A 13,839-nucleotide genomic window follows, 5' to 3' on the forward strand; every position below is an offset into this window, starting at 1 on the left:
CTGTCAACCGCACTTCACAGAGTCATGAAAACCTCTGTTGACGAGTTGATTCCGCCAATGTCACACCGATGATATCCGCTTTGCATCGAGATCGCGCGTTTCGGCAAGATTTTTAAAGAAACCGGCCAAAATCAGTCCGAAAGCAACCAAATTCGCATTCTTTTTGCCAGTTTTTTCGCTAAACCTTCTGCTACTGTCGTCAAAATTCGAAGATCGGGAGGAATTCCATGGCGCCTAAGATCAATCCGAAACGGGAAAAACAGATCGAAGCGGCACGCAAAATTGCCGCGGCAACGGGTGAAGCGCATCTCGATCCCGAAATCCTGTTCGGCCGGGCGAGCAATGACGACATGGAGCTTTACAGCCCGGAAATGCTGGCACTTGCCGCGGCGCATGCCGCTAGGGAACTGGCAGCCTGGAGCGGCACGGTTCCCCGCGTCAACATAGAGCAGGTCGCCGGCATCGAGCCCGATGGCGTTGCGGTGTCGATCCTCTCGATCACCGACCACAACATGCCCTTCCTCTATGAATCGATCATGGGCGAGGTGACCAGCAGCTACCGCGATCTTTATATGGCCGTTCACCCGATCCTGGTCATAGAGAAGGGCAAGCAGCCGAGCCTTTATTCGGCCGATCAGCCGAGCGACCCGGCCCGTCGCGTCAGCCATATCCAGCTTCATCTCTCGCCGCTGACGACAGCGCAGGCGAGCGATCTGACCAAGCGGCTTCAGACCGTGCTCGATCAGACGCATCTTGCCGTTTCCGACTGGAAGCCAATGTTGTCGCGCCTGGATACCGTGATATCGGAACTATCAACCTATGAGGCCGCCGGCCGCCGCAAGAACGATCGCGACGAAGCGCTCGCCTTCCTTGCCTGGCTACGGGACGGCAATTTCACCTTCCTCGGCATGCGTGAATATGTCTATTCCGGCAAGGGCGCCGATGCGAAGGTCGAGCGGGATCGCGGCACCGGCCTCGGCATCCTCTCCAATCCGGATGTCCGCGTTCTTCGGCAGGGCAAGGACGCCGTCACGACGACACCGGAGATACTCGCTTTCCTCGACGGCCCGGATTTCCTGATCGTCACCAAGGCCAATGTCAAATCGATCGTCCACCGCCGCGCCTATATGGATTATGTCGGCGTCAAGCGCTTCGACACGGATGGCAACGTGACGGGCGAGCTGCGCATCGTTGGCCTCTTCACCTCCACCGCCTATACCAGCGCTGCCGCGGAAGTGCCGCTGCTGCGCTCAAAGGTGCAGAAGGTCAAGGATCATTTCGGTTTCGACCCCACAAGCCATTCCGGCCGAATGCTCGAAAACACGCTGGAATCCTATCCGCGCGACGATCTCTTCCAGATCGACACCTCATTGCTGGCAAGCTTCGCCGAGCAGATCAACGACCTGACCGACCGGCCGCGCGTTCGCGCATTGCCGCGCATCGACCATTTCGACCGTTTCGTCTCCGTCATCGTCTATGTCCCGCGCGAGGAATATGATTCCGTTGTCCGCGAGAAGATCGGCAATTACCTGAAGTCGGTCTATGACGGCCGCGTCTCCGCTTATTACCCGGCTTTCCCGGAAGGTGGCGTGGCGCGCGTGCACTTCATCATTGGTCGCAGCGCCGGCAAGACGCCGCATGTTCCGCAGGCCAAGCTGGAGGAGGCGATCCGTGCCATCACAGCCCGCTGGGACGAGCGCTTCGCCATGCTGGCCGGCCCGAAGGCGCCGAGCATCTCCGTCAGCCAGGCTTTTCAAGAAGCCTTCTCGCCGGAAGACGCCTTTGCCGATCTGCCAGATATCATCGCCACTGCCGGTGTTGAGCCGATCCGCATCGGCTTCTATATCCGCAAGGACGAGGCAGGCGACATTCTCTCGCTGAAGATCTTCCACGGCGACGGCAACCTGGCGCTGTCGCGCCGCGTGCCGCTGCTCGAAAATCTCGGTTTCAACGTTATCAGCGAGCGCACCTTCGATATCTATGTCACGGCCAAGGACGGTTCGACCGGCCATGTCGTGCTCCATGACATGGAGCTCGAAACCCGCAGCGGCCTGACGATCGATCTCGCCCGCCATGGCGCCGCCCTGGAAGAAGCCTTCCTTGCTGCCTTCGGCGGCACGATCGACAACGACGCCTTCAACCGGCTGATCGTCTCTGCCGATCTCTCCGCCCGCGAAACCAATGTGCTGCGCGCCTATTCCCGCTATCTCAGACAGGCCGGCATCGCCTATTCGCAGGATTATATCTCTGCGACGCTGGATAAATATCCTAGGATTGCCGCATCGCTCTTCCGATTGTTCCACGATACGCTCGACCCGAAGCTCAGCGACAAGAACCGCACGAAGAAGCTCTCCGAGCTGCACGCGAGCATCGAAGCCGAGCTTGCCGACGTACCGAGCCTCGACGACGACCGCATCCTGCGCCGCTACGTCAACGCCATCGACGCGACGCTGCGCACCAACTATTTCCAGAAGAATGCGGACGGCACGCCGAAGGCCATGCTCGCCTTCAAGCTCGATCCCAAGCTGCTCGACGGCCTGCCGGAACCGCGCCCTTTCCGCGAAATCTTCGTCTACGGCGTCGAAGTGGAAGGCGTACACTTGCGCTTCGGCAAGGTGGCGCGCGGCGGCCTGCGCTGGTCGGATCGCGCTGAAGACTATCGCACCGAAGTTCTAGGCCTTGTGAAGGCACAGCAGGTGAAGAACGCCGTTATCGTCCCCGTCGGCGCCAAAGGCGGCTTCTATCCGAAGAAGCTTCCGGTCGGCGGCAGCCGCGACGAGATCTTCAACGCCGGCCGCGAAGCCTACAAGACCTATATCCGCACGCTGCTGTCGATCACCGACAACATCTCTGGCGCCGATATCATCCCGCCTGCCGACACCGTACGGCTTGACGGTGACGACCCCTATTTCGTCGTTGCCGCCGACAAAGGCACGGCGACCTTCTCCGACACTGCCAATGCATTGGCGCAGGAAGCAGGCTTCTGGCTGGACGACGCCTTCGCTTCGGGCGGCTCGGCCGGCTACGACCACAAGAAGATGGGTATCACGGCCCGCGGTGCCTGGGAAACCGTGAAGCGGCATTTCCGCGAAATGGACATCGACATCCAGACGACGCCCTTCAGCGTCGTCGGCGTCGGCGACATGTCCGGCGACGTCTTCGGCAACGGCATGCTCCTGTCGCCGAAAATCCGCCTGCTCGCCGCCTTCGACCACCGCGATATCTTCATCGATCCCGATCCGGACATGGCAAAGACGCTCGCCGAACGCCAGCGCCTGTTCGACCTGCCGCGCTCTAGCTGGCAGGATTTCGACAAGTCTGTCTTGTCGAAGGGCGCGATGATTATTTCCCGATCGGCAAAATCGGTCACGCTGACGCCGGAAGCCGTCGCCGCCATCGGCATCGACAAGTCGGTCGCAACCCCCTTCGAGATCATGACGGCGATCCTCAAGGCACCCGTCGACCTGCTCTGGTTCGGCGGCATCGGCACCTACGTCAAGGCGGCGTCCGAAACCGATTCGGAAGTTGGCGATCGCGCCAACGATCCGATCCGCATCACGGCGGACGAAGTCCGCGCCAAAGTGATCGGCGAGGGCGCCAATCTCGGCGTCACGCAGAAAGGCCGCATCGCCTATGGCCTCAAGGGCGGCCGGTGCAACTCAGACGCCATCGACAATTCGGCCGGGGTCAACACCTCCGACGTCGAGGTCAACATCAAGATAGCGCTTGCCAACGCCATGCATGACGGCCGCCTGACACGCCCCAAGCGCGATACGCTGCTCGCCTCCATGACCGACGAAGTGGCAGCGCTCGTCCTGCGCAACAACTATCTGCAATCGCTGGCGATCTCGCTGACCGAGCGCAAGGGGACCGGCAATGGCCTGGAACTCAGCCGCTTCATGAGCGTGCTGGAAGCGGCAAAGCAGCTCAACCGCAAGGTCGAAACCCTGCCCGACGATCAAACGTTTGCCGAGCGTTACGCCAATGGGCGGCCGCTGACGCGCGCCGAAATCGGCGTGCTGCTCTCCTACGCCAAGATCGTTCTCTTCGATGCCCTTGTTGCCAGCGACCTGCCTGACGATCCCTATTTCGCCACCACGCTCAGCCGCTATTTCCCGGCAAAGATGCAACGCTCGAATTCAACGGACATCGAAAGCCATCGTCTGCGCCGCGAGATCATCGGCACGGCGCTTGCCAACGAAGCGATCAATCGTGGTGGTCCGGGCTTTGCCGTCAGCATGATGGATGCAACGGCTGCGTCGGCGGCCGAGGTGGTCAAGGCCGCCGTCATTGCCCGCGACGGCTTCGATCTCGACCGGCTTTGGAACGAGACGGATGCACTTGACGGTAAGGTCGGCGGCCAGATGCAGAACCGCGTCTATGGCGAGATCACTGAAGTCTATACCGTGCTTACGCGCCTGCTATTGAAGACTGGGGCCGCCAAGGGTGAAATCGAGGAAACCGTTAGCCGGCTTCGCGCAGCTCTGAAGAAGCTGCGACCCGTCTTCCTCACCCATATCCCGGCAGATTTCGCGGCCGAGATCGCAGCCCGCGAAGCGGAATATCTGGCAGCCGGCCTGCCGGAGAAGCTCGCGTCGGAGATCGCCACAATCTATGCGCTTGTCCTCGTGCCTGAGATCATGCAGATCGCCGAACGGACCGGCGATACGCTGAACCGCGCGGCCGAAAGCTACTTCACCGTATCGCAGACCTTCCGCGTCGGCCGCCTGCTGCTGGCCGGCAGCCGGATCGTTACCGGCGATCATTACGAGAGCCTGGCGCTGGCGCGTAGCCTCGACCAGATCGCTGGCGCCCGCCGTGACATTGTCATCTCCGCTTTGTCCAACCATCCGAAGGACAAGCAGCCGGTTCAGGCATGGCATGCGGAAGACCGTATCCGCATCAATCGCATCGCCGAAGAGCTCGGCGGCCTCAGCGAAAGCGGCGATCCGAACCTCGCCCGCATCACCGTCGCTGCCGGCCTGCTCAGCGATCTTGCGAACGGCCGGGCAAGATGAGACAGTCCGACTCGTCCCCGTCACGGGATGAGGGAATGAGGGCTGGATCTGGTGGCGACCGAAATTGTTGACGATAACGTGCCGGCCAAAGTGCCGGCACGCGGTATCTGGGGCTGGATGTTCTTCGACTGGGCGGCTCAGCCGTTCTTCACGGTCGTTACCACCTTCATCTTCGGCCCCTATTTCGTCGCGCGGCTGACGGCCGATCCCGTCTCCGCGCAGACGACATGGAGCAATATGGCGACGATCTCCTCGGTGATCATCGCCATCCTTTCACCGGTCCTCGGCTCGATCGCCGATCAATCCGGCGCCCGCAAGCCATGGATCGCCTTCTTCGCCGTCATCAAGATCGCAAGCCTTTTTTGCCTCTGGGGCGCGGCACCCGGCTCGCCGGTCATCTATCCGGTGATCTTCATGATCCTCGCCTCGATCTCGGCCGAATTCTCGATCGTCTTCAATGATTCCATGATGCCGCGGCTGGTTCGTAAGGATGATGTCGGCAGGCTGTCGAACGCCGCCTGGGGGCTCGGCTATCTCGGCGGCATGATCGTGCTGATCACCGTCGTGGCCTTGCTCGCCGGCAATCCACAGACCGGCAAGACCATTCTCGGCCTCACCCCGCTCTTCGGCCTCAACGCCACGCTAGGCGAGGATGCTCGTATCACCGGGCCGATTTCGGCCGTTTGGTATTTCATCTTCATTCTGCCGATGTTTCTCTTCACGCCGGATGCCGCACGCGGCTTGCCCTTGGGCGCCGCCGTTCGCTCGGGCCTGCGCGAGCTATCGGCGACCTTGGGCGAGCTGAGGCGCCGGCGCGGCATCAGCCTCTTTCTTGTCGCCCGGATGATCTATCAGGACGGCGTCAACGGCCTCCTGATCCTCGGCGGCACCTTCGCGGCCGGCATGTTCGGCTGGGCGACGATCGAGATTGGCATCTACGGCATCATCCTCAACATCATCGCCATTTTCGGCTGCTTTGCCGCCGGCTATGTCGATCGCTGGCTGGGCTCGAAGACGACCGTTATCATTAGTCTGACGCTGCTGCTCGTCGCCACTTTCGGCATCCTCTCAACCGGCCCTGGTTTCACGCTCTTGGGCCTCGTGCCGCTCTCCACCGTCAGCGCCGGTGGTCTGTTCGGTACGGCGGCGGAAAAGGCCTATATCGGCTACGGCCTTTTGATCGGCATCGCCTTCGGGCCTGTGCAGGCCTCCTCGCGGTCCTATCTCGCCCGCAGCGTCAGCCTCTCGGAAGCCGGCCGCTATTTCGGCATCTACGCCCTGTCAGGCCGCGCCACTAGCTTCATGGCGACTTTGTTCTTCTCGCTGGTGACCTATTGGAGCGGCTCGGCTCGCCTCGGCATGGCGACGCTTGTCATCTTCCTCGCCGGTGGCCTGCTGCTTCTGTTGCCGACGCCTTATCCGGCCGATAGAGCGAAGTAGGCAAAGAAAAATCCCGGCTCGCAAACCAACCGGGATATACGTTTTATAAATCCGGTATATCCGCCGATCAGTGACGGAAGTGGCGAACGCCGGTGAAGACCATCGCGACATTGTGCTCGTTGGCCGCGTCGATCACTTCTTGGTCGCGCATCGAACCGCCGGGCTGGATAACGGCGGTGGCGCCGGCGGCGATCGCCGAGAGTAGGCCATCGGCAAAAGGCAGGAAAGCTTCGGAAGCGACGGCGGAACCACGCGTCAGTGGCTCGGCAAGCCCCATGGCCTTGGCGGCTTCCTCGGCCTTGATGGCAGCGATGCGGGCGGAATCGACGCGGCTCATCTGTCCGGCGCCGATGCCGGCCGTCTGGCCATCCTTGGCGTAAACGACGGCATTCGACTTCACATGCTTGGCCACACGGAAGGCGAATTTCATGTCTTCCAGCTCCTGCACCGTTGGCGCGCGCTTGGTAACGACCTTGAGCTCCATGTCCTCGACCAGCGCGTTGTCGCGGTTCTGAACCAGCAGCCCGCCGGAGACGGTTTTTGCGGTGAGGCCAGCGGCGCGTGGATCGGGCAGGGCGCCAACCGAGAGCAGGCGGAGATTCGGCTTGCGGGCGATGATCGCCTTGGCTTCCTCGCTCACTTCGGGCGCGATGATGACCTCGGTGAAGAGCTTGACGATCTCTTCGGCCGTTTCGGCATCGAGCAAGCTGTTCAGCGCAATGATGCCGCCGAAGGCGGAGGTGGAATCGCAGGCGAGAGCGCGCTTATAGGCTTCCACCAGGCTCGGACCCGTGGCGACACCGCAGGGATTGGCATGCTTGATGATCGCGCAGGCCGGCCCCTTTTCCGGCAGGAACTCGGCGACGAGCTCATAGGCCGCGTCAGTGTCGTTGATGTTGTTGTAGGACAGCTGCTTGCCCTGGATGAGCGTTGCCGTCGAGACGCCGGGACGGTTTTCGCCAGTCAGGTAGAAAGCCGCCTTCTGGTGCGGATTTTCACCATAACGCATCTCCTCGCGCAGAACACCGCCGATGACGCGGTGGCGCGGCGTGGCGATATCCAGCGCTTCGGCAAACCAGTTAGAGATCATCGCGTCGTAAGCAGCGGTGCGGGCAAAAGCCTTTGCGGCCATGCGCTTGCGGAAATCATAGGTCGTCTGGCCGGCATCGGCGGAAAGCTGAGCCAGCAGCTCGGCATAATCGGCGGGATCGGTGAGCGTCGTCACATAGGCGTGATTTTTGGCCGAAGCGCGGATCATCGCCGGGCCGCCGATGTCGATATTCTCCACCGTTGTCGGATAATCGCCTCCGGCTTTGCGCACGTCCTCGAAGGGGTAAAGATTGATGACGGCAAGATCGATGCCTTCGATACCGTGCTCCTTCATTTCAGCCTGATGCTCGGCATCGTCACGAATGGCGAGCAGGCCGCCATGCACCTTCGGATGCAGCGTCTTGACGCGGCCGTCCATGATCTCAGGAAAATTCGTCACTTCCGACACGTCGGTCACCGCAAGGCCGGCTGCAGCAATCGCCTTGTGCGTACCGCCGGTCGACAGCAGGCGCACGCCCTGTTCGCTCAGCGCACGCGCCAGCTCGACGATGCCGGTCTTGTCGAAAACGGACAGAAGCGCGGTTTTCACCTTCACCTTGTCGGGAGCGGGAATTTTCTTGGAAACGACGGCCATGGGCTTTCTCCGGTCTGGCGTAGGGAGATGTGGCGTCCGGCAAAAAAGGGCGCGGGACGGATAATGCCGCCCCGTTAGCATAGCTCACGCGCTTAGCCTATGGCCGATGCGATAAAAACCAGCGGATTTCCGGCTTTTCCGTGATCCGGAAGACAATCTCAAGCTGATCGGAGGAACGCATACCTGAGGGATCGGCAAAGAAGATATCTTCCGCGACCAGCACCTCGTTGCCGGGGGAGGAGAAGATCCAGGTCTCTCCATCCGGGGCGATGAGCAGCGCGGCATCCGTCTCGGTCTGCAGCAGGCTGATGGAGGGGTGAATGTGAAAACGGGCAGAAGCAATGCCCTCACCCTTCGGCTGATGCTTCTTGCCCTCCGGCACGAAGAACCGGTCGCGGCCGGCGACGATCGTGCCGCTGGCATTCAGACTGATCTCGCGCTCATGGACGTAGCCGAAGGCGGAGAGATAGCCGTCATGCGCGGCACGGACATAGTCTCGCCCGTCTTCGGTCTCGGCGCGCTCGACGATGACCTTCTTGACGCCGCTGACCATGATCGGCCCAAGCGATTTCGATTTGGAGAACTGACAGGACGAGGTGTCGTTGAGCGTGACGGTCGAATGCGCCGCAGTCGCCCGCGCCGCCTGCATGAAGCGGTCACCCGCAAATTCAGGCGCGCCGGAATTGATGATGAAGCGCGACTTGCCAGACGACATCTCGAAGGAAAGACAGCCGGCATGCGCCGTGCGGCTGAGATCGACGGAGCCAGCAGAGCCGGCATCAACGATGACGACAGCCGAACCGGCGGCCAAACGATGATATTTCGTGTGCGGTAGTGCCTTGAAGGTCTGACCGGCCGTCTCGTCATAGCGCAGCACCGACATCAGCTCGTTGGCAAGCGTCGAGGTCGCACCGTTGAACAGCGCCAGATCGCCATCCTGATGGCGGAAGAAACGCAGCGCCGGATACATGCGGTCGATGCCGGGGATGAGCCGGATCGGTACGTCGTGGCCGAGATTGACATAGGTCTGGCGCAGCGGCAGCAGATCGAGCAGCAATTCCAGTGACGCCCGCGGATTGCGGGAGATATGGCCGCCATCCTGCAGGATTTGCCGGTCGATCTCCCGGTCGAGCGCCTGCCCCGCCCGTTTCAGCGTGAGGGAACTGCTCGGCATGGCGACCGAGGCCATGGCAAGCGCGATGCGCACACGGAACCGGGTGATGCCGTCAGGCGAGGACGCAACGATCCGACGCAGAAAGCGCACATGGAAGACGAGCATGCGCATGAAGCGGCGGTAGAAACCGCTATCGGTACCCTGCAAAAGCACGGGCGAATGCGACAGAAGCGCGATCAGCCGCTGCGCCGCTATGTCGGGCGACCAGGCAAGGCCATGCAGCCGGCGGCCGTGGACGGCAATCCAATCCGTGAGGATCGACCGCGCCATGGCCGAGGCCTGATCACTTTTCTCCGCCCGCAAATGCCGCAGCCATCGGAAATTATGCAGCCGGGCGGCAAAGGCCAGCGACGGCAGCTCCAATGAGAAGGGCGATGCACCTTGTGTTTCCAGGACACGCCCGGCGAGCAGAATGCGACCGTTCAGAAGCTCTTCGACGAAAAAGGGATCAACGCTGCGCAGATCGGTCGGTGCCACAATCAGGCGCTCCGGCACACGCATCGTGTGGCGGGTGAGACGCAATCGCGTCAACGCCGCGCGGCGCGACATCCGCCGCCATGCTTCCCGCATGTATGAACTCACTAAACCCTGCCGCAGATCTGCATATTTGCTTCTGCTTACTCTCATTACCCGTGGTTAAAAAGAGGTTACAGATATACCAATTAAAGACATGTTTGCCGGTTTTTTAACCGGCCGGTAAAAACGATTCGAGGTGGGGACTAATGCGTGCGGCGAAGCACGACGGCAAAGAAGCCGTCGAGGCCGGAGGCGAAGCCATCGGCAAGCGACAGCATGTCCGACGTGGTGCGGAAGGCTCCAAGCGGCGAAATCGCCGTTTCCAGACCCGGCCAATCACCTGATGCGATCGGTACGCGCTCGACATTTTCCGTGTCGGCAAGCAGGCGTGCAACCAGATCTTCGCCCTCTTCGGGATCGAGCGAGCAATTGGAGAAGACCACCACACCGCCCGGCTTGACCAAGGTCAGGGCATGGCGAAGCAGGCGTTCCTGCAGGGCGGCCAGCTTGGCGATATCCTCCGGTCCCTTGGTCCACAGCACGTCCGGATGGCGGCGCGTCGTTCCCGTGGAGGAGCAGGGGGCATCGAGAAGAGCCGCATCGAAAAGTTCGTCGGGTTGATATTTGCTCATATCGGCAACGACGGTTTCTGCTTCGAAGCCTAGACGCGCCAGATTGCCGGACAGCCTCTTCAGGCGATTGGCGGATTGATCGAGAGCCGTGACCTTAGCACCGGCGAGAATGAGTTGCGCCGTCTTGCCGCCAGGTGCTGCGCAGAGATCCACCACCCGCTTGCCGGCCAGCGAACCGAAAAGTTTTGCTGGAATGCTGGCGGCAGCATCCTGAACCCACCACTCACCCTCATCGAAACCTTCGAGAGAGGGAATGGAACCTTCGAAGGCGGCAAGCCGCACGCCGCCGGTCGGCAGCACCACGCCGTTCAACCGCTTCGCCCAGCCCTCGGCATCGGATTTCACGGTCAGGTCGATCGCCGCCGGCTCGAGTTGCGTGTCGGAAATCTTTAGCGCAGCGGGAGCGCCATAGGCCGCTTCCAGGCGAGAAAGGAACCAGGCCGGCATGGCCGGCACCTTCGCAACCCGCTCAAGGATTGCCTGCTTCTCGCGGCCGATGCGGCGAAGGATGGCATTCACCAGCTTGGCGAAACGGCGATTGCGCGGATCGCGGTTGGCTTGCTCGACAGCAAGATCGACGGCGGAATGATCCGGCACGTCGAGATAGAGGATCTGGGTCGCACCAACGACGAGGACATGATGCAGGGCACGGGCGCCCTCCGGCAGCGGCGAATCGAGCAGCGACGAGATCGCCGCCTCGATGCGCGGCAGGTGGCGCAGCGCGCTGTTCAAGATAGCGCGCACCAGCGCACGGTCGCTATCGCTGAGTGTCGTATAGGCGGCGCTGCCGCCTTCGGCATCCAGCATGCCGTCGAGCGGCGTCTTACGGTCCAGCACGGCGCCCAGGATCTTCGACGCCGCCGCGCGGGCCGCAAGGCCGGGCTTGAGTGGAGACGAATCAAGCGGCCGCGATTGCTGAGGCCGCTTGCCCGATCGTTTTCCATCTCTATGGGAAGCTTTGTTTTTCGTGTCAGAACTCAAGACCAGGGACCCTTCGGCGGTTGCGAACCACCGCGACCCGTATTCGGCACGGAGCGCGATTTGCGCCCCGGATTAGCAGTGAAGGACGGTCCCGTCGAGCCAAAGCCCGAAGATGGGCCAGAAGACGGTGTCATCGGCGAAGCACCGCCGCCACCGTAACGGGCCATGTCATGCAGCGCGGCGATGCGGTTTTCCGTGTTCGGATGGGTGGAAAACAGATTGTCCATGCGCTCGCCGGAGAGCGGATTGATGATGAACATATGCGCCGTCGCCGGATGGCCTTCAGCCTCTTCGTTCGGAATATGCGCCGCGCCGCGGGCGATCTTGCCGAGCGCGGAGGCAAGCCAAAGCGGATTGCCGCAGATTTCCGCGCCGCGGCGGTCGGCAGAATATTCGCGCGTGCGGCTGATCGCCATCTGCACCAGCATGGCGGCCAGGGGGGCAACGATCATCGCGACAAGGACACCGATCATGCCGAGCGGATTGTTGTTGTCGCGGCGCCCGCCGAAGAAGAAAGCGAAATTGCCGAGCATGGAAATAGCACCGGCAAGCGTCGCCGTGATCGTCATCGTCAGCGTGTCGCGGTTCTGCACGTGGGCAAGCTCGTGCGCCATCACACCGGCGACTTCCTCCGGCGTCAGCGCGTGCAGCAGGCCGGTGGAGGCAGCGACAGCGGCATTTTCCGGATTGCGGCCCGTCGCGAAAGCATTCGGCTGCGGGCTGTCATAGAGATAAACCTTCGGCATAGGCAGGCCGGCATTGCGGGCGAGATCGCGAACAATGCGGTAGAATTCCGGCGCGCTTCGCTCATCGACCTCCTGCGCACCATAGGTGGACAGCACCATGCGGTCGGAATTCCAGTAGGAAAAGAAATTCATGCCGGCGGCGGCGACCAATGCGATCAGCATGCCCGATTGGCCGCCGATCAGATAGCCGACGCCCATGAAGAGCGCGGTCATGAAGGCAAGCAGCATGGCAGTACGCATGAGATTCATCGAGGGGTCTCCAACACGATCGGCAGTCCGAACCTTTTTCTTTGCGGCCGGACGCACTATGATTTGGCTATTCCTCCCTCCATTTCAATATTTCGGAGGTCGCGCGAGACCATGCAAACCGCAGATAACGACAATAGACTCGACACCGAAGCCGGTGAAATCACCCGCAAGCCGCTCTCACCCGCGGCCAAGCGCGCCCTCGCCGAAGCAGAAGAGCGCCGCAAGGCGCAGGAAGCTCAAGCACAGGCCGAACTTCCCCCCGAAATCGGCGGCCGCGGCGGCGCCGACCCCGCACGCTTCGGCGACTGGGAAATCAACGGCCGCGCGATCGATTTTTGAGTTTAGGTTAGCCGTAATTCGATGAGAGAATAATGCCTGTAGGTTTCTCTCAAGGTCTGTCCCTTGATAGGAAACGCGCAAACTGGAGCCGGACGGGCCACCGCCCTTTGGCTTGGTGCGCGTGGTATCCGGCCAATGATGATGCAGTCGAAATCGCACCCTCGCCGTCCTGGTTCAAGCAAAAGCCGGTCGCGCCCAACGCGCCGATGAAGAAATCCACCGATCCGCGCTCCCTGGTGTTGCTGTCTCACGGATCGGGCGGCCTTGCCATTGGCCTGGAATGGCTCGGACATAGCCTGGCGCAGGCCGGCTTTTTGGCCCTGGGCATCGATCATCACGGCCACACAGGTTCAGAACCTTACAGAGCCGAGGGATTTCTCTGTCTCTGGGAGCGGGCGGCCGATCTGACCGCCTTGCTCAATGCCAATGACTGGAGAGAGGTTTTGGGCGGGGCTATCGAAAAGCATGCCTACGTCGCGGGTTTCTCCGCCGGCGCCTATACCGCGATGCTGCTCGTCGGCGCGCGCGTTGCGTACTCTCAGTTCGAACCGGATAACCCTCAGAAGAGCCCGATACGAGGACCGAGAGAATTCCCTCATTTGGCGGATCACATTCCCTCGCTTCTCCAAGATGAGATATTCCTGGAATCATGGAATCGACGACGAGACAGTTTTAGGGATGATCGATTAAAAGCCGCTTTGGCGATCGCGCCAGGTCGGTCGGTTCTCGGCTTTTCCAAGGAAAGTCTCGAGGAAATAACAGCACCAGTTCAGGTCGTTGGCGGCGATGCGGATGTCATAGCGCCGGCCCACGAATGCTGCACATGGCTCCACGAGAATGTGCGCTCGAGCTCCCTTGAAATCATGGGCGGCGGGGTGGGCCATTATACGTTTTTGCCTGAACCCACGCCGCAAGGCCTGAAGGCCGCACCAGCTGTCTTTACCGATGTTGCTGGCTTGGTGCGAGAAAACGTGCACAACTATATTGCTCAAATGGCAGTTGCTTTTTTCAGCACTGCAAGACGAAAGATTTAGGCGAGAGCCAAGCTCTCGCCTAATGT

General features: G+C 61.3%; 8 protein-coding genes. 4 read left to right on the forward strand and 4 right to left on the reverse strand.

What is annotated here, in order from left to right; all coding sequences use genetic code 11:
- Nucleotides 1-227 precede the first annotated feature (227 nt).
- On the forward strand, nt 228-5,018 hold the full coding sequence (locus AC13RC_RS30245) for an NAD-glutamate dehydrogenase (RefSeq protein WP_488559463.1): 4,791 nt from the start codon (nt 228-230) through the stop codon (nt 5,016-5,018).
- Between the two features lie 48 nt (nt 5,019-5,066).
- The gene (locus AC13RC_RS30250) at nt 5,067-6,458 is read left to right on the forward strand and encodes an MFS transporter (protein ID WP_488559481.1); all 1,392 of its coding nucleotides are present in this window, start codon (nt 5,067-5,069) and stop codon (nt 6,456-6,458) included.
- A gap of 67 nt (nt 6,459-6,525) precedes the next feature.
- Here the strand turns inward: AC13RC_RS30250 and purH are convergent, their stop codons facing one another.
- From purH to htpX, 4 genes are all read right to left on the reverse strand, one after another.
- Nucleotides 6,526-8,142, reverse strand: a complete 1,617-nt coding sequence (gene purH, locus AC13RC_RS30255) for a bifunctional phosphoribosylaminoimidazolecarboxamide formyltransferase/IMP cyclohydrolase (RefSeq protein WP_488559464.1) — start codon at nt 8,140-8,142, stop codon at nt 6,526-6,528.
- Between the two features lie 97 nt (nt 8,143-8,239).
- A complete protein-coding gene (locus tag AC13RC_RS30260) occupies nt 8,240-9,886 on the reverse strand; it encodes a heparinase II/III family protein (protein ID WP_233788773.1) in 1,647 nt (548 codons plus the stop codon).
- A 149-nt stretch (nt 9,887-10,035) separates the two neighbouring features.
- The gene (locus AC13RC_RS30265) at nt 10,036-11,445 is read right to left on the reverse strand and encodes an RsmB/NOP family class I SAM-dependent RNA methyltransferase (RefSeq protein WP_113397767.1); all 1,410 of its coding nucleotides are present in this window, start codon (nt 11,443-11,445) and stop codon (nt 10,036-10,038) included.
- Nucleotides 11,442-12,440, reverse strand: a complete 999-nt coding sequence (htpX, locus tag AC13RC_RS30270; RefSeq protein ID WP_152094576.1) for a zinc metalloprotease HtpX — start codon at nt 12,438-12,440, stop codon at nt 11,442-11,444. Before htpX ends, AC13RC_RS30265 begins: the two co-directional genes overlap by 4 nt.
- Before the next feature lie 111 nt (nt 12,441-12,551).
- On the opposite strand from htpX, the gene AC13RC_RS30275 reads away from it, so the two are divergent.
- The gene (locus AC13RC_RS30275) at nt 12,552-12,779 is read left to right on the forward strand and encodes a DUF1674 domain-containing protein (RefSeq protein WP_069613897.1); all 228 of its coding nucleotides are present in this window, start codon (nt 12,552-12,554) and stop codon (nt 12,777-12,779) included.
- Nucleotides 12,780-12,811: 32 nt separating this feature from the next.
- Nucleotides 12,812-13,813 carry an alpha/beta hydrolase family protein gene (locus AC13RC_RS30280; RefSeq protein ID WP_488559465.1) on the forward strand — a complete coding sequence of 334 codons (1,002 nt, stop codon included), beginning with the start codon at nt 12,812-12,814 and terminating at the stop codon, nt 13,811-13,813.
- Nucleotides 13,814-13,839 lie beyond the last annotated feature (26 nt).

The organism is Martinezella sp. CNPSo 3890 (genome assembly GCF_057784455.1).